The sequence below is a fragment of the Enterobacter cloacae complex sp. Mu1197 genome (assembly GCF_040059225.1).
Lineage (GTDB): Bacteria > Pseudomonadota > Gammaproteobacteria > Enterobacterales > Enterobacteriaceae > Enterobacter > Enterobacter quasiroggenkampii.
On record NZ_CP157375.1, the window covers coordinates 2,249,041 to 2,273,250 of the forward strand.

Sequence of the window (24,210 nt, forward strand, 5' to 3'; positions counted from 1 at the left end):
GTCGCGCAAAATAAGTCTGAAAATAATGGGTGTTTTTTCCCAGGGATAGCTACATCCGTCTGGTGGACATATCCACAGGAATCCGTACACCTGCAAGGAGAGAAATATGAGTAACATAAAGGTTGTTGATGTCATCATTCGCAAAACGGCGGAGAAAACGAAATTAACCGGCGAAGGGAATTTGTCGGTCTCTATTTCATCCCCGAGCGTGATTGAAATCCAGGGTTCTGCTCAGGATGTGGCGCGTTATGTCCGCCAGGGGAAAGACCTCCTCATTTATATGAAAGATGGCAGCGTGATTCGCTGCAATAACTATTTTGTTGAAGATCCTGAAACGCATACTCAGTCAGAGCTGGTATTCAACGATCGTCAGGAACTGACGCATATTTCTTTTGCCGATGCCGGGGAAGCATCAGGCGTGGCGGTGACCGAGTTAACCGCGCAGGCCACACCGATTAGCAGCATTCAACCTTTCCTGGAGCAGGAAAGCGTATTAAGCGACGCACCGTGGGGCTGGATTGCGGGAGCTGCATTAGGCGGCGGTGCCATCGGGGCGCTGCTGGCAAACGGCGGCGACGGCGATACTAAAACAAAAGTTATTGATAATACGAAAGAGGTGGAAAGCGCCACGCCAACCTTCCTGCTGTCGGATAAAGCGGGCGACAAGCAGGGCGTGCTGACAGCAAACGCGATCACGGACGACAACACGCCAACCTTTAGCGGTACCGGTCAGCCGGGCGCGACGATCCAGATCAAAGACAGCAGCGGCAGCACCATCGCCAGCGCCATGGTGAGTAAAGAGGGCACCTGGACGGTAAAATTACCGACCCAGACGGACGGAGAACACACCTGGTCGGTGGTGCAGATCGATGGCAGTAAGACTACCGATGCAGGCAATATCACCGTAACGGTCTCGACCGCCGAGGCCGCCATTACGCTGGCCACCACGGCGGGCGATAACGTGCTTAACGCCAGCGAGCAATCCGCAGGCTTTACGCTCTCCGGCGCCAGCAAGAATCTGGCGCAGGGCACCGAACTTACCGTGACGCTGAACGGTAAAACCTACGCGGCCGAGGTGGGCGCTGACGGGACGTGGAGTGTTAACGTGCCCGCGGCCGACGCGCAGGCGCTGGGCGATGGCACCTGGACGGTCAACGTCAGCGGCAAAGACGCGGCGGGTAACACCGTGAGCGGCAGCCAGACAATCGGCGTGGATACCGTCGCGCCAACCCTCTCTGTCGATACCCTCGCGCAGGACAACATCATTAATGCCGCCGAGCATAGCCAGCCGCTGACGCTGACCGGCAAAACGAATGCGGAAGCCGGTCAGATCGTCACGGTCACGCTGAACGGTAAAAACTACAACGCCACGGTGGGCAGCGACGGCACCTGGTCCGTCACGCTTGCCGCGAACGATGTGCAGGCGCTCAGCGAGGGCAATCACACCCTGACGGTGAACGTCAGCGACAAAGCGGGCAACGGCTCGTCTGTCACCGCCGATTTTGCAGTGGATACCACCGCGCCGGTCGTCACCATCGATACCGTGGCGGGCGACGATATTCTCAATACCAGCGAGCAGGGGCAGGCGCAGATTATCTCCGGGCAGGCAAACGGCGCCGCCGCGGGGGATGTGGTCACCGTGAGCGTTGGCGGCCAGTCCTTCACCGGCGTGGTGCTGGCGGACGGCAGCTGGAGCGTAGGCGTTCCGGCGTCCGTGCTGGGCGCGCTGGGGGAAGGTAACCATACGATTTCAGTTTCCGTGACCGACGCGGCAGGCAACACCGGCAGCGCCACACACGGCATTACGCTGAGCGGCAACCCGCCAGAATTTACGATTGACGCCATTAGCCAGGACAACGTGCTGAATGCTCAGGAGGCAATGCAGCCGCTGAGCCTGACCGGCACCAGCAACCTGCCTGACGGCAGCGCCATCACCGTGACGCTGAACAACGTCAGCTATCAGGGAACCGTTGAAAACGGCATCTGGGCGGTCCAGGTGCCGGTTTCCGACGTCCTGAATCTGGCGAACACCCTTTACACCGTCAGCGTCAGCGGCACTGACAGCGTGGGTAACAGCGGCTCTGCCGCGGCGACGCTGCTGGTGGATACCGTGCTGCCGCAGGTGATCATCAACACCTTTGCGGGGGACAACCTGGTCAATAACGCCGAAGCGGGTGTGGATCAAACGCTCAGCGGTCGCGTCACCGGCGCGGCGGCGGGCGATACCGTTTCTGTCACCGTGGGCGGCAAGAGCTACACCGCCACGGTGGGCAGCGATCTGACCTGGAGCGTAAAAATCCCGTCAGCGGATCTTCAGGCGTTCGGCGACGGCGATTTAACCTTCACCGCGTCGGTGACCAATTCGCACGGCAATACCGGCACCGGCGAGCGCGATATCAACATCAACGCGCAGCTGCCGGGTCTGCGCGTGAACACCATTTCCGGCGATGACGTGGTCAACGCCATTGAGCAGCAGCAGGATCTGACCGTCACCGGCTCCAGCACCCATCTGGCTGCCGGCACGCAGATTACCGTCACCATCAATAACGTTGAGTACGTTACCGCGGTGAACGCCAGCGGCCACTGGCAGATCGGCGTCCCGGCCGCGGACCTGCAGGCCTGGACGGCGGGAGAGGTGACGGTAAGCGTCAGCGCTGAAGATGCCTGGGGCAATACCGTTGCGGCTGAACACCCGATTGAACTCGATCTGAACGCCGTGGCGGTCACCATTGATACCGTCTCCGGCGACGACCTGCTGAATGCGGCAGAAAAAGGCGCCGATTTAACCCTTTCCGGCCAGACGCAGGGCGTGGAGGCGGGGCAGACCGTGGTGGTGAAATTCGCCGACCAGACCTTTACCGCACAGGTGCAGCAGGACGGCTCCTGGAGCCTGACCGTGCCTGCCAGCGCCATGGAAACCCTGATCGACGGGCGCGCGCAGGTGAGCGTCAGCGTCACGAACGTCAACGGCAACAGTGCCGACGCGTCGCGCGTGGTCACGGTGGATACGCTGCCGCCAGCGATTACGCTCGATAATCTGACCGCCGACAACATCATCAACGCGGCTGAGGCACAGCAGGATTTAGCCTTGAGTGGCACCAGCAGTGCGGAAGCCGGCCAGACGGTCACCGTGACGCTGAACGGCAAAACGTATCAGACCACGGTCCAGACGGACGGTACCTGGCAGCTGATCGTACCGGCGGCTGATGTCGGCGCCCTCAACGATGGCATCGTGACCGTGACGGCCACCGTGAGCGACGTGGCGGGCAACAGCAGCAGCGCCGACCGCGTTGGGCTGGTGGATGCGACCGTGCCGCAGGTGACCATTAACGACTTTGTCACCGACACTAACACCGTTAACCAGCTCGCCCATTCACAGGCGCAGATCCTGAGCGGCTCCGTCACCGGTGCGGCAGCGGGCGACCTTGTGACCATTACCATTAACAGCGTCGATTACACCACCGTGGTGGATGCGGCGGGCAACTGGAGCCTTGGCCTCCCGGCGTCTGTCGTACAGGGGCTGACGGACGGCACCTGGACCATCGACGTCTCCGTGACCGACAGGTCCGGTAATACCGGTAGCACTTCGCTGGATGTGGTGGTGAATACCGTGACGCCTGTCATCGGTATCAACACGCTGGCGGCAGACGACGTGATTAACGCGGCTGAGAAAGGCGAAGCTCTGCAGATTTCCGGCACCAGCAACCAGCCGGAAGGCACGACCATTACGGTGACCCTGAACGGCATTCACTATACGGCCACCGCTGACGCCAGCGGCAACTGGAGCCTGACCGTTCCGGCGGCAAACGTCTCGGCGCTGGGCGAAGCGAATTACACCGTGACGGCGAACGTCACCGATAGCGTAGGCAACAGCGCCTCAACCTCGCACGATGTGCTGGTGGACAGCTCGTTGCCGGTGGTAACGATCAACACGCTGGCCGGCGACAATATCGTTAACGCGGCGGAAGTGGCGGCAGGGCAAACCCTGTCCGGTAAGGTGACGAACGCGGCGGCAGGTGACACTGTCACGATTATCCTCGGCGGTCAGACATACACGGCTACCGTGCAGGACGATCTCACGTGGAGCCTGCCGTTAACGGAGAGCCAGTTCACCGCGCTCGGCAATGGCGATCTCACCGTATCGGCCAGCGTGACCAACGGCCACGGCAATACCGGTTCTTCTTCTCTCGACTTCACCATCGACGCTGAGCTTCCGGGGCTGCGTATTGATACGGTCGCAGGCGACGACGTGATTAACGTGATTGAACACGCGCAGAACCTGATTGTGTCCGGCACCAGCACCGATCTGGCGGCGGGCAGCGCCGTGACCGTGACCATCAACGGCAAAGCGTATTCCGCAACGGTGCTGGCGGACGGTACCTGGCAGGCGGCGGTACCGGCGGCGGACGTGTCCCAGTGGGCAGATGGCTCGCTGGATATCAAGGCAAGCGCGCAGGATGCCTCCGGCAACCCGGTAACCATCGGGACCGTCGTGAACGTCGATCTCGCGCCGGTCGCCATCACCATCAGCAGCGTGACCGACGACAACGTGCTTAACGCGGCGGAAAAAGGCCTGGATCTGGTGCTGTCCGGTACGACATCCAACGTTGAAGCGGGCCAGACCGTCACCATCACCTTCGCAGGGAAAACGTATACCACGACGGTGGATGGCAACGGCGACTGGACCTGGACCGTTCCGGCTGCCGATCTGAGCGGCCTGAAAGAGGGTGACGCCAGCGTGCAGGTCAGCGTCACCAACGTGAACGGCAACGCGGCCTCTTCGGCGCAGGCATTCAGCGTCGACACCACCGCGCCGACGGTGACCATTAACACCATCAGCGGCGATAACATGCTGAATGCGGCTGAGGCGGCGCAGGATCTGACCCTGAGCGGGACGTCTACCGCCGAAGCAGGCCAGATGGTCACCGTGACCTTCAACGGCAATCAGTACAGCGCGCAGGTGCAGGCGGACGGCAGCTGGACGCTCGACGTGCCTGCGGCGGATCTGGCAGGCATTACCGACGGCAACGCGGCGGTCACGGCGACCGTGTCCGATAAAGCAGGTAACCCGGCCAGCGCGGGATCCTCGGTGCTGGTGGACACCACCGTGCCGCAGATCACCTTCAACATCGTTGCCAGCGACGACATCGTGAATATTGCCGAGCACGGTCAGGCGCTGATCGTCTCTGGTAAGGTGACGGGCGCGCAGGCGGGCGACGTGATTACCGTGACCCTGAACGGTAAAGACTACACCGCCATGCTGGACGCGTCCGGCAGCTGGAGCGTGGGCGTTCCGGCGGCGGACGTGGGCGCGCTGGCTAATGGTGACCAGACGATCTCCGCGACCCTCACCGACAAAGCCGGTAACAGCGCCACTGCGACACACGAATTTGACGTCTCCCTGACCGCGCCGGTCATTGCCCTCAATACCCTGGCGGTTGACGACGTGATCAACGCGACCGAGAAAGGCCAGGATCTGCAGGTATCCGGCACCAGTAACCAGCCGGACGGAACAACCATTACGGTGACCCTGAACGGAATCAGCTATACGGCCACCACCGACGCGAGCGGGAACTGGAGCGTGACCGTTCCGGCGGCAAACGTCTCGGCGCTGGGCGAAGCGAGCTACGTCGTGACGGCGAGCGTGACTGACGCCGCGGGCAACAGCGCGAGCACCGGCCACAGCGTGCTGGTCGACAGCGCGCTGCCGCAGGTCACCATCAACCCGGTCGCCACGGACGATGTCATTAACGCGGCGGAAGTGGCTGCCGGACAAACACTGAGCGGGAAAGTGAGCGGTGCGGCGAGCGGTGACACTGTCACCATTTCCATCGGCGGCAATATCTATACGGCGACGGTTCAGGACGATCTGAGCTGGTCGGTTAACGTGCCGTCCTCAGTCTTAACCGCCATCGGTAACGGCGATCTTACGGTGTCAGCCAGCGTCACCAACGGCCACGGCAACACCGGCACCGGCGAGCGCGACATCAGCATCGACGCAAACCTGCCGGGCCTGCGCGTCGATACCGTGGCAGGCGACGATGTGATCAATAGCATCGAACACGCTCAAAACCTGATTATCACCGGCTCCAGCGACGGTCTGGCAACGGGCGCGGCGCTGACGGTCACCGTCAACGGCAAAACCTACGCGGCCACCGTACTGGCGGACGGCACCTGGACGGCGGCCATTCCGGCGGCAGACGTCAGCGCGCTGGCTGCGGGCACGGTCACCGTGACCGTGGAGGGGCAAAGCACCGCGGGGAATCCGGTGACCATCAGCCATGACGTGAAGGTAGATCTGGCGGCAGTCGCCATCAGCATTAACCCGATTGCCTCTGACGACGTGATTAACGCGGCAGAGAAAGGCGCGGACCTGGTGCTGTCCGGCTCCACCACCAACGTAGAAGAAAACCAGAGCGTTACCATCACCTTCGGCGGCAAGTCGTACACCGCGACGGTCGATGCCGACGGCAACTGGACGGCTACCGTACCGTCTGCCGACGTGGGCAGCCTGAAGGACGGCGACGCCAGCGTGCAGGTGAGCGTGACCAACGTGAACGGCAACAGCGCGTCGGCGGGCCGCGAGTACAGCGTGGACGCGACCGCGCCGACGGTGTCTATTGAAATCATCAGCGACAACAACATCATCAATGCGGCCGAAGCGCAGCAGGATCTGGTGATTAACGGCGTCACCAACGCCGAAGCGGGCCAGACCGTCACCGTGACCCTGAACGGTGTGGACTATACCACCACCGTGCAGGCCAACGGCAGCTGGAGCGTGACCGTGCCGTTCGCGGATCTGAACGGTATTACCGACGGGAACTACACCGTCAGCGCCGCCGTATCGGACAAAGCGGGCAACCCGGCCTCCGCGGGTCGCGACGTGCTGGTGGATACCACCGTTCCACAGTTGACCATTCACACCGTGTCCGACGACGACGTGATCAACAGCGCCGAGCACGTGCAGGCATTGATTGTCACCGGTTCCGTGACGGGCGCGGCCGCGGGCGACGTGGTCACGGTCACCCTCAACGGCAAATCGTACACCGCCACCCTGGACGCCTCCGGCAACTGGAGCGTGGGCGTGCCTGCGGCGGACGTCACCGCGCTGGCCGCCGGGGATTACACCATTACCGCAGCGCTGACCGATAAAGCGGGCAACAGCAACAGTGCCACGCACGGCGTGGCGGTGAACCTGACCGCGCCGGGGCTGACCATTGACACCGTTTCCGGTGACGATGTGATCAACAACACCGAGAAAACCCAGGATCTAACCCTCTCCGGTACGGCTTCCGGCCTGGCGGCAGGCGCGGTGGTGACCGTGATGCTGAACGGCAAAGCGTACAGTGCGCAGGTGGACGATAACGGAAAATGGACCACCACCGTTCCGGCGAGCGAAGTCGGTCAGCTGGGCGAGGCGCTTTACACCGTCACCGCCTCGGCGACGGACAGCGTCGGTAACAGCACCAGCGCGTCGCACACCGTAAACGTGGAGTCCGTTCTGCCGGGCGTGATTATCAACACCATTGCGGGCGACGACGTGATTAACGCCGCCGAGCTGGCAGCCGGCCAGACCATCAGCGGTAAGGTGGTGAATGCCGAAGCGGGCAATACCGTGACCGTGACGATTGGCGGTAATATCTACACCGCAACGGTGCAGAGCGATCTTACCTGGTCCGTCGATGTGCCTGAATCTGTGCTGACGGCGCTGGGCAACGGCGATTTGACGGTGTCGGCCAGCGTGACCAACGGCGTCGGCAACAGCGGATCCGCTGAGCGCGATATCACGATCGACGCTAACCTGCCGGGCCTGCGCGTGGATACCGTGGCGGGTGACGACGTGATCAACAGCATCGAACACGGGCAGAACCTGATTATCACCGGCACCAGCGACGGGCTGGCGGCGGGCGCGGCGCTGACCGTGACCGTCAACGGCAAAACCTATCCGGCGACCGTGCTGGCTGACGGCACCTGGCGCGCGGCGATCCCGGCTGCGGACGTGGGTGCGCTGAATGCAGGCACGGTCACCGTGACCGTGGCAGGCCAGAGCAGCGCCGGTAATCCGGTCTCCATCAGCCATGATGTGACGGTAGACCTGGCGACCGTTGCCATCAGCATCGATGCGATTGCCGCCGACGACGTGATTAACGCCGCCGAGAAGGGCGCGGATCTGGTGCTCTCCGGGGCGACCTCGAACGTCGAGGAAAACCAGACCGTTACCATCACCTTCGGCGGCAAGAGCTACACCGCGACCGTAGGCGCCGACGGCAAATGGACCGCCACGGTGCCAGCGGCCGATCTGGCGGGCCTGAAGGACGGCGACGCCAGCGTGCAGGTGAGCGTCATCAACGTCAACGGCAACAGCGCCTCGGCGGGCCGCGAGTACAGCGTGGATGCGACCGCGCCGAGCGTGACCATCAACACCCTGGCGACGGACGACATCCTTAATGCCGCCGAAGCGAAGAGCGATCTGACCGTGTCCGGTACCAGTACCGCCGAAGCGGGCCAGACGGTCACCGTATCGCTGAACGGCAAAGACTACACCACCACCGTCAGCGCGGACGGCAGCTGGACGCTGAACGTTCCGGCGGCCGATGTTGCGGCCCTGACGGACGGCAGTGTGACCGTGACCGCAAGCGTCAGCGACAAGGCGGGTAACCCGGCGTCCGTGGACCACAACCTGACGGTGGATGTGACCGTTCCTGCGGTCACTATCAACACCATCGCGGGTGACGATGTGATTAACGTGGCTGAACACAGTCAGGCACACGTTATCAGCGGCACCGCCACCGGCGCGGCAGCGGGCGATAAGGTGACCGTCACCATCGGCGGCCAGACGTACACCACCGTGCTGGACGCGGCGGGTAACTGGAGCGTGGGCGTACCGGCAAGCGTGATTTCCGGCCTCAGCGACGGCACCGTGACCGTCACGGCGTCGGTCACCGACGCGGCGGGCAACACCGGCACCGGCAGCCATAACGTGACCGTCGATACCGGTCTGCCATCGGTCAACTTCAACGCCATCAGCGACGATAACGTGCTGAACGCGGTGGATAAAGGTCAGGATCTGAGTGTCAGCGGCACCAGCGCCAACCTGGCGGAAGGCACCGTGGTGACCGTGACCCTGAACGGCAAAAACTACACGGCGACGACCGCGGCAGACGGCACCTGGAGCCTGACGGTTCCGGCGGCGGATCTGGCCGGTCTGGGTCAGGCCAACTACACCCTGAATGCGACCGCCATCAACGGCGTGGGCAACAGCATCAGCAACACCGCGAACCTGCTGGTGGACACCGCGCTGCCGACGGTCACCATTAACACCGTGGCGGGCGATAACGTCATTAATGCGGCGGAAGTGGCCGCAGGCCAGACCCTGAGCGGCACCGTGGCGAATGCCGAAGCGGGCAATACCGTGACCGTGACCATTGGTGGCAACAGCTACACCGCAACGGTGCAGAACGACCTGACCTGGTCCGTCAACGTGCCGTCTGACGTGCTGACCGCGCTGGGCAACGGCAGCCTGAGCGTGACGGCGACCGTTACCAACGGCCACGGCAACACCGGCACCAGCGAGCGCGAGATCGCGATCGACGCTAACCTGCCGGGGCTGCGCGTCGATACCGTCGCGGGTGATGACGTGATCAACACCATCGAGCACGCGCAGAACCTGATCGTCAGCGGATCCAGCGACGGGCTGGCACCGGGCACGGCGCTGACCGTCACCATCAACGGCAAAGACTATGCGGCCACGGTGCTGGCGGACGGCACCTGGAGCGCGGCGATCCCGGCTGCGGACGTGAGCGCGTGGCCGGAAGGCAGCGTCAAAATCAGCGTCACTGGCAACAGCGCTGCGGGCAATCCGATTACCATCAGCCACGATGTGACGGTAGACCTGGCGACCGTTGCCATCAGCATCAATGCGATTGCCACCGACGACGTGATTAACGCGGCGGAGAAGGGCGCGGATCTGGTGCTGTCCGGTGCGGTCATCAACGTGGAAGCCGGGCAGACCGTGACCATCAGCCTGAACGGCAAAATCTATAGTGCGACAGTGGACGACAGCGGCAACTGGACCTGGACCGTACCGTCTGCGGATCTGGCTGGCCTGAAGGACGGCGATGCCAGCGTGCAGGTGAGCGTCACCAACGTGAACGGTAACAGCGCCTCGGCGGGCCGCGAGTACAGCGTGGATGCGACCGCGCCGAGCGTGACCATCAACACCCTGGCGACGGACGACATTCTTAATGCCGCCGAAGCGAAAAGCGATCTGACCGTGTCCGGCAGCAGCTCTGCCGAAGCGGGCCAGACGGTGACCGTGTCGCTGAACGGCAAAGACTACACCACCACCGTCAGCGCGGACGGCAGCTGGACGCTGAACGTTCCGGCGGCCGATGTTGCGGCCCTGACGGACGGCAGTGTGACCGTGACCGCAAGCGTCAGCGACAAGGCGGGTAACCCGGCGTCCGTTGATCACAACCTGACGGTGGACGTCACCGTTCCGGCGGTGACCATCAACACCGTGGCGGGTGACGATGTGATTAACCTTGTTGAGCATGGCCAGGCGCACATCATCAGCGGCACCGCCACTGGCGCAGCCGCGGGTGATAAGGTGACCGTGACCATCGGCGGCCAGACATACACCACCGTGCTGGATGCGGCGAGGAACTGGAGCGTGGGCGTTCCGGCGAGCGTGATTTCCGGCCTCAGCGACGGCACCGTGACCGTGACTGCGTCCGTCACCGACGCGGCGGGCAACACCGGCACCGGTACGCATAACGTGGCCGTCGATACCGGCCTGCCGACCGTGGCCTTCAACGCCATCAGCGGTGACAACGTGCTGAATGCGGTGGAGAAAGGTCAGGATCTGAGCGTGAGCGGCACCAGCGCCAACCTGGCGGAAGGCACCGTGGTGACCGTGACCCTGAACGGCAAAAACTACACGGCGACGACCGCGGCAGACGGAAGCTGGAGCCTGACGGTCCCGGTGGCGGATCTGGCGAGCCTGGGCGAAGCCAACTACACCCTGAGCGCGGCCGCGACCAACGGCGTGGGCAACAGCGTGAGCAACACCGCGAATCTGCAGGTGGATACCGCGCTGCCGGGGGTCACCATCAACACCATCGCGGGCGATAACGTCATCAACGCGGCGGAAGTGGCCGCGGGCCAGACCCTCAGCGGCAAGGTAACGAACGCGGAAGCGGGCAATACCGTCACCGTGACCATTGGCGGCAACACCTACACCGCGACGGTGCAGAGCGATCTGACCTGGTCCGTGAACGTGCCAGAGTCCGTCCTGACGGCGCTGGGCAATGGCGATTTGACCGTGTCAGCAACCGTCACCAACGGCCATGGTAATACCGGGACCGGCGAGCGCGAGATCGCGATCGACGCTAACCTGCCGGGCCTGCGTGTTGATACCGTGGCGGGCGACGATGTGATCAACAGCATCGAACATACTCAAAACCTGATCGTCTCCGGCACCAGCGACGGGCTGGCGGCAGGCACAACGCTCACCGTGACCGTCAATGGCAAAACCTATGCGGCCTCCGTGCTGGCAGACGGTTCCTGGAGCGCGGCGATCCCGGCGGCAGACGTCGCGGCCTTCGCAGCAGGTACGGTCACCGTGACCGTTGCAGGCCAGAGCGCGGCGGGTAACCCGGTGACCATCAGCCATGACGTGACCGTCGATCTGGCGGCGGTGGCTATCAGCATCGATGCGATTGCCACCGACGACGTGATTAACGCGGCGGAGAAAGGTGCGGATCTGGTGCTCTCCGGCAGCACCTCGAACGTGGAGGAAAACCAGACCGTTACGGTTACCTTCGGCGGCAAGACGTACACCGTAAAGGTGGATGCTAACGGTAACTGGACGGCCACCGTGCCGTCCGCGGATCTCGCGGGCCTGAAAGACGGTGACGCCAGCGTGCAGGTGAGCGTCACCAACGCGCACGGCAACAGCGCCACGGCGGGCCGGGAGTACAGCGTGGACGCGACGGCGCCAACCGTGACCATTGATACGGTCGCAGGCGATAACGTGATTAACGGCAGCGAAGCGGCTGCGGGCGTTGCTATCTCCGGCACCACCACGGCGGAAGCCGGGCAGACGGTCACCGTGACGCTGGGCGGTAAGAGCTATACCGCGCAGGTGCAGCAGGGCGGCGTCTGGAGCGTGAACGTTCCGGGCAGCGATCTGACCGCACTGGCGGATAGCGGCTACACCGTGCAGGTGAGCGTGAGCGACGCGGCGGGTAACCCGGGCAGCGCGGGTAAGACGATTACGCTTGATACCACGCCGCCGACCGTCAGCTTTAACGTGGTGGCGGGCGATGACGTGATTAATAGCGTGGAGCACGGCCAGGCGCAGATCGTCAGCGGGTCGGCAACCGGCGCGAACGTCGGTGATAAAGTGGTTATCACCCTCGGTTCGCACCAGTACACCACCACCGTTGACGCCAGCGGCAACTGGAGCGTGGGCGTTCCGGCCAGCGTGATTTCCGCCCTGACCGACGGCACCGTGACCCTCAGCGCGACCATTACCGACAGCGCGGGTAACAGCAGCACCCAGACCCATGACGTGGTGGTCAACACCGCCTCCGTGGCGCTGACGGTAAACACCGTTAGCGGTGACGACGTCATCAACGCGGATGAAGCCGGTTCGTCACTGGTGATTAACGGCTCCAGCGCGCAGTTCGCCAGCGGGACTCAGGTCACCGTGACTCTGAACGGCAAGACCTATACCGCCACGATTCAGAACGACGGCACCTGGACGACCACCGTACCGGCCGCCGACGTGGGCGCCCTGGCCGATGGCGCACGCTATCAGGTGTCCGTGTCGGCACAGGACAGCGCGGGCAACAGCGCGTCGGCAACGCACGGCATCAGCGTGGATACTACTGCGCCGGTGGTGAGCATTGGGACGCTGTCGGTTGACGACATGCTGAACGCCGCGGAAGCGCAGCAGCCGCTGACCGTGCACGGTTCTTCCAGCGCGGAGGCGGGTCAGACCGTTACCGTGACGCTGGGCGGAAAAACCTACACTGCGCTTGTCGGCAGCGACGGCACCTGGACGCTCGACGTGCCGGCAGCCGACCTGGCCGCCCTGAGCCAGGGCGCGCTGACGGTCACTGCCTCGGTCAACGATAAAGCGGGTAATAACGGCCAGACCACGCACACCTTAACAGTGGATACCGTTGCGCCAACCGTAACCATCAGCACCGTGGCCGATGACGATATCGTCAACAACGCGGAGCAGCTGGCGGGCCAGACTATCCGCGGCACCACCACGGCGGAACAGGGCCAGACGGTGACCGTCTCCTTCAACGGGCACAGCTATCAGGCGACCGTCGGGGCAGACGGATCGTGGTCGGTCTTCGTGCCGGGCCGTGATTTCCTCGGCCTGAGCGACGGGGAGTACACCATCACCGCTTCGGTGAGCGACAAGGCGGGCAACCCGGGCAGCGCAACGCACGACGTGACGCTGAACGGCGATGTTCCAACCATCACCATTAACACCTTTGCGCAGGACGACATCGTCAACGCCGCCGAGCACGGCACGCCGCTGGTCATCAGCGGCACCACCGATGCGCCGGCAGGCCAGACGGTGACCATCACGCTAAACGGTAAAACCTATGCGGCTACCGTCCAGAATGACGGTACCTGGAGCTACACGGTGGGAAGCGCTGACGTGACCGCGCTGGCAGACGGCGGCTCGTACGTGATTAACGCGCAGGTCAGCAATACCATCGGCAACAGCGCCAGCGATAACCATACCGTCACGGTCGATCTGACTGCGCCGTCGATGGGGATCGCTATTGATTCGCTGCAAAACGACACCGGCCTGAGCGCAACGGATTTCATCACCAACGACAGCCAGGTCGTCGTCAACGGCTCGCTGACCGCGCAGCTCGGTAATAACGAGAAGGCGCAGATCAGCCTCGACGGCGGCGTCACCTGGATTGACCTGACCGTGACCGGCACCACCTGGCGCTACGCCGATGGCCGCACCCTGACGGACGGTACGTATCAGTACCAGGTCCGCGTGATTGATAACGCGGGCAACGTGGGGGCCACGGACAGCCAGGACGTGGTGATTGACCTGACGAAGCCTGCGGCAACCACCATTACCGTGGATTCCATTACGCAGGATACCGGCCTGTCCGGCAGCGACTTTATCACCAGCGACAACCAGATCAGCCTGAAAGGGACGCTGGGCGCGGCGCTGGGCAGCGGCGACCACGCGCAGATCAGCCTTGACGGCGGCGTCACCTGGACCGACGTCAGCGTCAGCGGCCTGAGCTGGACGTATGTCGATGGCCGTACGCTGGCCGACGGGGATTACAACTACCAGCTGCGCGTGATTGACGATGCGGGCAACATCAGCGCCACAGCCTCTCAGGTGGTGACCATTGATACCGTTGCGCCGGACGCCAGCAAAACGATCGCCATCGACAGCATCAGCGACGATACCGGTCTGAGCAGCAGCGACTTTATCACTCGCGACACGTCCCTGACGTTGCACGGCTCGCTCGGCGCGACGCTGGCCGACGGCGAATACGCCCAGATCAGCATTGACGGCGGCGTCACCTGGCAGACCGTGATCGTCACTGGCAACAGCTGGTACTACGTCGATAGCCGCACGCTGGGTAACCAGACCTATGACTACTACGTCCGCGTGGTGGATGCCGCCGGTAACGTGGGGGCCAGCGCCCATCAGCAGGTGACTGTCGATACGGTCGCCCCGGATGCGGCGATTACGGTGACCGTGGATAACATCACCGTCGATACAGGCTTCGACAATAACGACTTCCTGACCAGTTCGACCTCGTACACGCTGCACGGAACGCTCGGCGCAGAACTCGGCGCGGGTGAATTCGTGCAGGTGAGCATGGACGGCGGCACGACCTGGGTATACGCCACCGTAAGCGGGACGCAGTGGAGCTACAGCGACACGCGTACCCTGACCGACGGCAGCCATAACTACCAGGTGCGGGTCGTTGACCTGGCGGGGAACGTTGGGGCCACCACCTCGCAGGCGGTGACGGTGGATACGCAGGCGCCGCAGTACGGCGTCACCATCGACAGCATCAGCGAAGATACCGGCCAGTCCGGCAGTGATTTCATCACCATGGACACCACGCTGACCATCAACGGTTCGCTGGGCAGCGCGCTGGCAAGCGACGAGCGCGTACAGATAAGCCTGGACGGCGGAAATACCTGGCTCGATACCACGGTCACCAACCAGCGCTGGAGCTACACCGATACCCGCGATCTGCCTGACGGAGACTACACCTACCAGGTGCGGATTATCGACCAGGCGGGCAACGTGGGTTCCACCGCGTCTCAGGTCGTCACGGTAGACACCACGCCGCCGACCACGGTTGGCACGGTCGTGAGCTACACCGACGGTGAAGGTGAGCGTCAGGGCACCTTTGGCAGCGCGGTGGCAACGGACGATAACTCGCCGCTGATCAACGGGACGCTTAACCGTGCCCCGGACGACGGTGAGATCGTGCAGCTTTACCGTGACGGGGTTCTGCTCGGCCAGGTGACCATGAACGGCAGCGCAAGCTGGTCCTTCCAGGACAACGGCCTGAGCGACGGGAATCACACCTACATCGTACGCGTCACCGACAGGGCCGGAAACTACACGGAATCCGACGGCTTTGTGCTGAACGTCGATACCAGCATCCCGACCACCACGGCGGCGATCACCGCGCAGACCACGTCGGATACCACGCCGATCGTCACCGGTACCGTCTCCGCTGACCTGGTGAACGGTGAATACCTGGTGGTGACGGTGAACGGCAAAACCTACACCTCCCAGACGGGCGGTGCGGTGGTGGTCGACCCGGATCACAACACCTGGTATCTGCAGATCCCGGACGGCGATGTGCTGGGCGTGGCGAGCTACAGCGTGACCGCGCAGGTGAAGAGCAGCGCGGGTAACGGCAACACCACGGGTACGGCGACCGGTAGCATGGTGATTGATACCACCTCGGTGAACACCGACTGGGCAACCACGGCGGGGAACAGCAACAACTCCACCATGACCCTCGGCATGAACAGCAGCGGTCTGTGGAATATCATCGCTAACGGCCAGTCTTACTCCAGCAGCGATAGCTCGACCTATGCCGGCAATACGCTGACCAACACCCGTAACTACTACGTGGTGAGCCAGACCGCCGCCGACTTTGACCGTAACGGCACGCAGGACATTTTCGCGACGGAAAATACCTACGCCGGGTCAACGCAGGTGATGTGGACCTACGATGGCAGCACCTATAACGCCAGTCAGCTGGCAATGGGGACCACCATCTGGTACGGCGGCGTGATTGCGTACGATAAAACCGGGGATGGTTATCTGGATCTGGCTTACGGCGATGCCGGTATGGACTCCCTGACCTATCTGGTGAACAACAAGGGTGTCCTGTCGCCGGACGGCACCGGTGGGGAAGGCGGTTTCTACGGCCAGTTTGATTCCGGGCGCGAAATCTCCGGCGTTGACCTGAACAACGATGGTACGGTGGATATTGTTCAGCACACCAACCGCAGCGGCGCGTACTCGTTAACCGTGATCAACAACAACGGCAACGGGACGTTATCCATCGGTCAGAACCTGACGAACGTGTTTGTGGCCAACGCCTCGAATACCACCACGGCGGCGTCCATGACGTGGGCAGACTTCAACGGCGATGGCTACATGGATCTGTACCTGGGCAGCAGCTACAACAACAACGGCGGGGTGATCTACTACAACGACGGTACCGGGAAGCTCTCGGCCACCAAGAGCGCGGTCGAGGCCTCTAACGCAGCGGCGGGCTATCTGTCGGTGGCGGTGGACTGGAACGGTGACGGGCAGATGGACATCATCAAGCTCAGCACCTACGGCGGCTCGCAGACGGCGACCCTGTTCACCAACAACGGCTACGGCTCTACCTGGACCTCAAGCCAGCTGGCGTCCGGCATTGCTTACGCCACCGGCGTGGCGGCAGTGGACTACAACTGGGACGGCGCGCAGGATCTGCTGGTCTCTCAGCAGAACGGCAAGGTGGTGCTGGTGCAAAACAGCAAAACCATTGCTGACGGCACCGCGATGCATCTGCACATTGTCGACAGCGAGGGCATCAACGCCTACTACGGCAATACGGTCAACCTGTACAACGCCGCGGGCGTGCTGGTGGCCTCGCAGATCATTAACGCCCAGTCCGGTATCGGGTCGAACGATACGTCCGCGCTGGTGAGCTTCTACGGGCTGGATCCGAATGAAACCTATTCGGCCGAGATCCTGAAGATCACCAACGGCGTGTCGGATAACGTCACCTGGAGCGGTCTGGAAGCGGGCAACGGCAAAGAGGGCTACGTCCTGACGGCCGAAGCGGCCACCGGCGGCCACAGCGGAACCATTACCGGGACCGGGTATAACGACACCTTTATCGCAGAGCAGGGTACCTATACCTACAACGGTTCCGGCGGCTGGACTACCCATTCCGACCATGACACCTGGAGCAACACCGGTGGGATGGACGTGGTGGATTACCGCAACGCGACCTCTGGCGTGACCGTGGATCTGCGCCTCTCAACCGCGCAGAACACCGGGTTCGGCACCACGCGTCTGCTGAACATTGAAGGGATTAACGGCTCGGATTACGACGACGTCATCACCGGCAACAGCGGTGATAACCGGTTCGAAGGCCGCGGCGGAAATGACACCTTCAACATCGGCAGCGGCGGTCACGATACGCTGCTCTACAAGCTGATCAACGCCTCGGATGCCACGGGCGGTAACGGTCACGACGTGGTGAACGGCTTTACGGTCGGCACCTGGGAAGGAACGGCGGACACGGATCGTATTGACCTGCGCGATCTGCTTTCCGGCAGCGGCTATACCGGCACGGGCTTGGCGAGCTACGTGAACGGCGTGGCCACGCTGGACAGCAGCGCGGGCAATATCAGCGATTACATCCGCGTGGTGCAGAACGGCAGCAATACCGAGATTCAGGTTGACCTGGACGGTACCGGCGGTCAGTTCTCGCCAACCACCCTGGTGACGCTGAACGGCGTGCAGACGGATCTGGCGACGCTGCTGGCGAACCATCAACTGTTAATTGCGTAAAACAACGCCGCGGGGAGCGATCCCCGCGGCCTTTTGGCGTTTCTTTACACGAATGGCGTTAACCCGGAGATTATGAAGACACATCCACAGTACGAACCCTGGCTGCAGGGCATGCTCATCATCGCGAAGCACTACCGGCTGGACTTTTCGGTGGAGCACGTTCGGGTCACGATTAACCATGAAAGCCAGTCGCCTCGCCAGCTGGTGCTGGAGGAGATGGCGCGCCAGCTTGGGCTGGGGATGCGTGTGGTGGCGGCGGAAGCGGTCTCCCTCGATCCGTGGCGTCTGCCGCTGCTGGCGGAATTCACCGGCGGGCAGATTGCGGTGATCAACCGAATGGACAACGAAGGCAACGTCAGCCTGCAGTTCAGCGGCGACGGCGGCCTGGAGACGACGCTGACGCGCGAGGCGCTCGGGTCGCGGTTAAAGGGCCTGATGGTGCTGCGCCCGCTCGAGTCTACGCCGGATGCCCGCGTGGATGACTACATCAAACCGTATGAGAAAAACTGGTTCTGGCAGCTGGCGCTGAAGGACTGGCGACGCTACAGCGACATTATGCTGGTGGCGCTGGTCGCCAACGTGCTGGCGCTTTCCGGCATGGTCTTCTCCATGCAGGTCTACGACAGGGTGGTACCGTCGCAGTCAGAAGCCACGCTGTGGGTGCTGTTTGGCGGCGTGATGATTGCCATCGTGTTCGAATTCATCATGCGCATGCTGCGTGTACACATTTCTGACGTGGTGGGGAAGCGCGCCGATCTGCGCATCTCTGAACGCGTCTTTGCCCACGCGCTGCGGATTAAAAACGGTGCGCGCTCGAAATCAACCGGATCGTTTATCGCGCAGATCCGCGAGCTGGAGTCGGTGCGCGAGCTGATCACCTCGACGACCATTGCGGCCCTCTCCGATCTGCCGTTCTTCCTGCTGTTCGTCTTCATTCTGTGGATGATTGGTGGTCCGCTGGTGCTGGTGGTCCTGCTCGCCGTGCCGCTGCTGCTTATTCCGGGCCTGCTGGTGCAGCGCCCGCTGGGGAAACTCTCCAGCGAAGGGATGCGTGAATCCGCCATTCGTAACGCCACGCTGGTGGAAGCGGTGCAGGGCATTGAAGACATCAAGCTGATGCGCGCCGAGCAGCGTTTCCAGAATCAGTGGAATAACACCAACGACGTTGCCGCCAGCGTCGGCATGAAGCAGCGCTGGCTGACGGGCCTGCTGCTTACCTGGACCCAGGAGGTGCAGTCCATTGTTTACGCGGTAGTGCTGCTGGTGGGCTGCTATCTGGTCATCAGCGGTGACATGACCACCGGTGCGCTGGTGGGTACCTCGATTCTGGCGTCGCGGACCATTGCGCCGCTGTCGCAGATCTCAGGCGTGCTCTCGCGCTGGCAGTCGGCAAAAGTGGCCCGTAAGGGGCTGGACGACCTGATGCAGCGGCCGATTGACGATCCGCAGCACGGCAAGAAGGTGCACAAAGCCCACCTGCGCGGCGACTATGCCCTTGAGGAGGTCGGGTTTTACTACGACGAGGAAGAGAAACTCACCGTGCTCAACATCAGCAAGCTGCAGATCCGCGCCGGAGAACGCGTGGCGGTGCTCGGGCGCAATGGCTCCGGCAAAAGCACGCTGTTACAGCTTCTGGCGGGCATGCAGGAGCCACAGCAGGGCACCATTCTGCTGGACGATATTGCCCTCAATCACCTTGATCCGGCCGACGTGCGTCGCGACATGCAGCTGCTGAGCCAGCAGGCCCGTCTGTTCTTTGGCTCCGTGCGGGACAACATCCTGATGGGTAACCCGCTGGCGACCGACGATGAGATTCACCAGGCGCTGGTCAACAGTGGCGCGCTGGAGTTTGTGCGCAAACAGAAAATGGGGCTGAACACTATCATCAACGAGGGCGGAACGGGACTCTCGGGCGGACAGCGTCAGGCGCTGCTGCTGGCGCGCGCCCTGATCACCTCGCCGCCTATTCTGCTGCTGGACGAGCCTACCGCCTGGCTGGACGAAATGAGCGAGAAGCAGTTTATTCAGCATCTTCACACATGGCTGGGTAAGCGCCGCACGCTGGTGGTGGCGACGCATCGCCTGCCGATTCTGGACCTGGTCGACCGCATCATCGTGCTGGAAAACGGCAAGGTGGTGATGGACGGCCCGCGCGACGCCATCCTGCACCAGCATGGTATGGCGCCGCAAAAGACAGCACAGCGCACCGTGACCATGAAACCGGCGGCGGTTGCAGAGGAGGGCGCGGCATGAATGATTTCTCCCGTTTTAATAGCCGACTGAAGGAGCATCGCCTTCCGCGCTCTACCCTGGTGGCATGGTCCCTGTTCGCCCTGCTGGTGGTGTTTATCGCCTGGGCGAGCCTGTTCCATCTTGATGAGGTGACGACAGGCAGCGGCAAGGTGATACCGTCTTCGCATGAGCAGGTCATCCAGTCCCTGGAAGGCGGCATTATCCACAGCCTGATGGTGCGCGAAGGCGACATCGTCGAGCGCGGCCAGCAGCTCGCGCAGCTTGACCGGACAAAAACCGAGTCGAGCGTGCTGGAGAGCGAGTCGCGTCTGAATGCGGCGCTGGCCACGGCGGCACGCCTGAAGGCTGAAGTTAACGACACGGAGCTGACGTTTCCCGAGGAGCTGGATGACGACGTTGAGCTGGTTAAGCAGGAAACGGCGCTCTATCAGTCCCGTCGCGAGAGCCTTGAAAAAGGGCTGGCGGGTTTACGTCAGGGTGCCGAACTGGTGCAGCGCGAGCTGTCGTTGACCCGTCCGCTGGTGACCCAGGGGGCGGCCAGCAAGGTGGAGGTGCTGCGTCTTGAGCGTCAAAAAAATGAGCTTGAGAATAAAATCACCGAGATGAAAAACCAGTATTACGTCCGCGCCCGCGAAGAGCTGGCGAAAGCCAATGCGGAGATTGAAGCCCAGCGTTCGGTGATGAAGGGTCGGGAAGACTCCCTGACCCGACTGACCTTCAATGCGCCGGTTCGCGGGATCGTGAAGGATATTGACGTCACGACCGTGGGCGGCGTCATCCCGCCGAACGGCAAGCTGATGAGTCTGGTTCCGCTTGACGATCAGATGGTGGTAGAAGCGAAAATTTCGCCGCGCGATGTGGCGTTTATCCATCCCGGCCAGAAGGCGCTGGTGAAAGTGACGGCCTATGACTACTCCATTTACGGTGGGCTGGAAGGGGAAGTGACCATGATTTCGCCGGACACCCTGCAGGATGAGGTGAAAAGAGATGTTTATTACTATCGCGTCTATATTCGTACCGACAGTAACCATCTGACCAATAAGCAAGGTCAGGAGTTTCCGGTCTTTCCGGGCATGATTGCCACCGTTGATATTAAAACCGGCAGCAAAACCATTCTGGATTATCTGTTGAAACCGCTGAACAAGGCAAAAGAGGCGCTGCGGGAAAGATAAGTGAACGGCGTTCGGAACTCCGAACGCCTGGTGGATTATACGGTTGACGTCACGTTGTGAACGTGGCGTCGCTCTTTAGGAACAACGTTGATGTAATGCGTAACATACGCAAAATATAACCCGGCATAATTTTCGACGAGTTCGATAAACGCCGGATAGACCGATAGCCGACCATCACCCCGATCTTTCAGATAGCCTGCCTCCTGAGCCGATTTGATAATCCGGTTGACGTGGATACGCGATACAAAAAATTCTTTTGCGAGCGTGCTGGCTGAATAGTCGATGACGGCACCATGGGCAGATTTATTTTTCATAGCCTGCAGGTAAAGATAAAGCATAATCATACGTCCGCCATCTTTATCGATAAATAATCCCACTTCAGGCAACACCTTTCTGAACGTTAATCCCCGAAAAAGATATTCTGCCGCACGGCGGAAGAAGTTATTTCTCAAAATATCATTATCCAGCAGGTTCACGTTAATATTGAATGTTGGGTAAAGAATGCTGACGGGCAAAAAAGCGCCGGACATATATCGCTTAAGTTCATTCAGGCCTTTTTCGGTTGGTGCGATTCTCGTTTTGCGTCTGTCTTCCGTACAGCGCCAGGTCCTGATGCGCCCGGTGGTTCTGAGTATCGTGATGATCGCAATAACGCTGTTGGGGCTGGCTATCTTATAGCGAGAACATAACTCTTTAATTTCTGAGACTGACTCGGCCTGATTTCCAAAAATAAAACAACACATGGAGAGGATAATGTTGAACCGGGATTCCTGTAGCATTGTCTTGTAGAACAAAGGTTGTTTTTTGTAGATGGTGTCATTAATTGTGTAGTGCTCTAATATTGCCTCACCGAATCGTGGATTGCTCTTTATGACATCCCTTCGATGTAGCAAGGCCCTGGATGAGATATGATTATCCATAGCATTTTTTCTCGTATTTGAATGAGCCGATAGATGAAGTATCCAGTCTTCTTTTTCGGAATTTTCATTATACCCTGAGAATAAAACATTTGCCGTGGTTATTTGAAAAGAAAAGTATATTTAAACGCGGGTGATTAACGCAAAGATGTTCCGGTGAATTAGGCTGATAACAGTTTCTTAACCCTGGGTGCTACTGTAAAATTATACTTCGCAACAGATGCAATAAATTTTACGCATACTCAAATGGAAATGGCGCTTTGGTGCCCAGGAGCAGGTTATGACCCACAAAATTTCTCTCAGAAATGGGGCGTGCGATGAACATAAGTTTGTCATCTCAGCCTGCGGTTTCACATTCCAGGGATATTGTTCGATCCTTAATAAATACGGAATCCATGCTTCCCGGATCCACTTTAACGGAGATGAGGCATCACAACAGGATATTGAAAATATCCTTAAAAATCAGGATGCGCATATCGTGGTGTTTCTCGGGAAAGGCGTGGTCAACCTCCTGGAAAGCCTGAAGCGACTGGCCTCGGTACTCAATGCACTGCCCGTCATTCGGCACGTCACCCTGTATGGTGATATTCCCGATGGCTGGCTGTACCGCACGCTGGGCAGTCTTTTAAATAACCGCTATCAACTATCATTGATTCGCGTAGCCAGCGTTTCTGATGTAATAGCCTGCTTTCATACCCATTACAAAAGTTTTAAGGATCGCTCTCGCGCATTACGCGAACGCTACATGGATATTTCCTCGCAAGAAAATCTCAAGTGGTTAACACGAAGAGAAATTGACGTATTATTAAGTTTTTACCGCGGCATGTCCGTAAAAGAAATGTGCGATAGAATGGGGTTGTCGAATAAAACGGTGTATACCCACCGTAAGGAAGGTGTGCTTAAATTACACTTAATTAAGCGTTGGCTACACGATCCGCATAATTTTAAAGCGGAAATGCCTGCTAAACACCCACGTCAAAAAACGGGGCTCACGGAGAAGGAAACCGACATTTTTAATGCCCTACGAAATCGCGAAATATTCCCGGCATATCAGATCATTACCGATCGCGATAAAAAAGGGGTTGGGTTTGAAATTCTGATTCGCTGGAATAAAAACGGTAAAATTGTCAAGCCTGCCAGTTTTTTAACGGATATTACCAATCATGAGATATGGCTGCAAATAACGGCGTTGGTCATCCATGCTGCCGTTTCAGGTATTAATAAGTATAACGGGAAATATTATTTTTCTGTGAATATCCCGCCTCGTCTGGCTTCCGGAAATGCCTTGCCTGATATGGCACGAAAGGCCATCGATATGCTGCTTAAACCGCAGTGGGCGGAAAAGCTGGTCTTTGAATTTGCAGAGGATATCGACGTGACGAAGGATAAAAGGATCCCTGAAACCATGCGGCATTTACGCAAAACGGGGTGTCGTTTATTTCTGGATGACTGCTTTTCTAACCATCAAACCATGTTCCCGGTGCGCCAGGTCCATTTCGATGGACTCAAGCTGGATCGGGACATCGTCGATCACTTTGTGGCAAATGACAATGACTACAATTTGATAAAAGCGATTCAGATTTATAGCGACATGACCGGCACTGACTGTATTGCAGAAGGGGTTGATAGCGAAGAAAAGTTCGAGAAACTCGTCGCGCTGGGCGTTAAAAACTTTCAGGGATATTATCTTTCACGTGCCGTGAAAGAGGATGAGTTAGACCGCATGGTACGGTTATTTAGCTGATGACAAAAATAA

The 24,210-nt window shown here is 60.4% G+C and carries 5 protein-coding genes; 4 read left to right on the plus strand and 1 reads right to left on the minus strand.

Annotated features, from left to right (window positions below; genetic code table 11):
* Window positions 1–106: 106 nt before the first annotated feature.
* The 3 genes from ABFV38_RS10740 to ABFV38_RS10750 all read left to right on the plus strand — a co-directional run bounded on the left by ABFV38_RS10740 (window position 107) and on the right by ABFV38_RS10750 (window position 21,537).
* Window positions 107–18,112 (plus strand): Ig-like domain-containing protein, encoded by an 18,006-nt coding sequence (locus tag ABFV38_RS10740; protein ID WP_348959361.1) that lies wholly within the window; start codon window positions 107–109, stop codon window positions 18,110–18,112.
* 72 nt (window positions 18,113–18,184) lie between these two features.
* Window positions 18,185–20,365 carry a type I secretion system permease/ATPase gene (locus tag ABFV38_RS10745; RefSeq protein ID WP_348959362.1) on the plus strand — a complete coding sequence of 727 codons (2,181 nt, stop codon included), beginning with the start codon at window positions 18,185–18,187 and terminating at the stop codon, window positions 20,363–20,365.
* Window positions 20,362–21,537 (plus strand): HlyD family type I secretion periplasmic adaptor subunit, encoded by a 1,176-nt coding sequence (locus ABFV38_RS10750; protein WP_348959363.1) that lies wholly within the window; start codon window positions 20,362–20,364, stop codon window positions 21,535–21,537. The genes ABFV38_RS10745 and ABFV38_RS10750 overlap by 4 nt, the downstream gene beginning before the upstream one ends.
* A 35-nt stretch (window positions 21,538–21,572) precedes the next feature.
* Here the strand turns inward: ABFV38_RS10750 and ABFV38_RS10755 are convergent, their stop codons facing one another.
* On the minus strand, window positions 21,573–22,457 hold the full coding sequence (locus ABFV38_RS10755; protein ID WP_048223123.1) for a hypothetical protein: 885 nt from the start codon (window positions 22,455–22,457) through the stop codon (window positions 21,573–21,575).
* A 277-nt stretch (window positions 22,458–22,734) separates the two neighbouring features.
* Between ABFV38_RS10755 and ABFV38_RS10760 the strand changes: the two genes are divergently transcribed.
* Window positions 22,735–24,198 carry an EAL domain-containing protein gene (locus ABFV38_RS10760; protein ID WP_048030546.1) on the plus strand — a complete coding sequence of 488 codons (1,464 nt, stop codon included), beginning with the start codon at window positions 22,735–22,737 and terminating at the stop codon, window positions 24,196–24,198.
* Window positions 24,199–24,210: the final 12 nt, after the last annotated feature.

Coding starts and splice junctions, on each gene's coding strand:
- ABFV38_RS10740 (WP_348959361.1), top strand. CDS start 107: ATGAGTAACATAAAGGTTGTTGATGTCATCATTCGCAAAACGGCGGAG.
- ABFV38_RS10745 (WP_348959362.1), top strand. CDS start 18,185: ATGAAGACACATCCACAGTACGAACCCTGGCTGCAGGGCATGCTCATC.
- ABFV38_RS10750 (WP_348959363.1), top strand. CDS start 20,362: ATGAATGATTTCTCCCGTTTTAATAGCCGACTGAAGGAGCATCGCCTT.
- ABFV38_RS10755 (WP_048223123.1), bottom strand. CDS start 22,457: ATGGATAATCATATCTCATCCAGGGCCTTGCTACATCGAAGGGATGTC.
- ABFV38_RS10760 (WP_048030546.1), top strand. CDS start 22,735: ATGACCCACAAAATTTCTCTCAGAAATGGGGCGTGCGATGAACATAAG.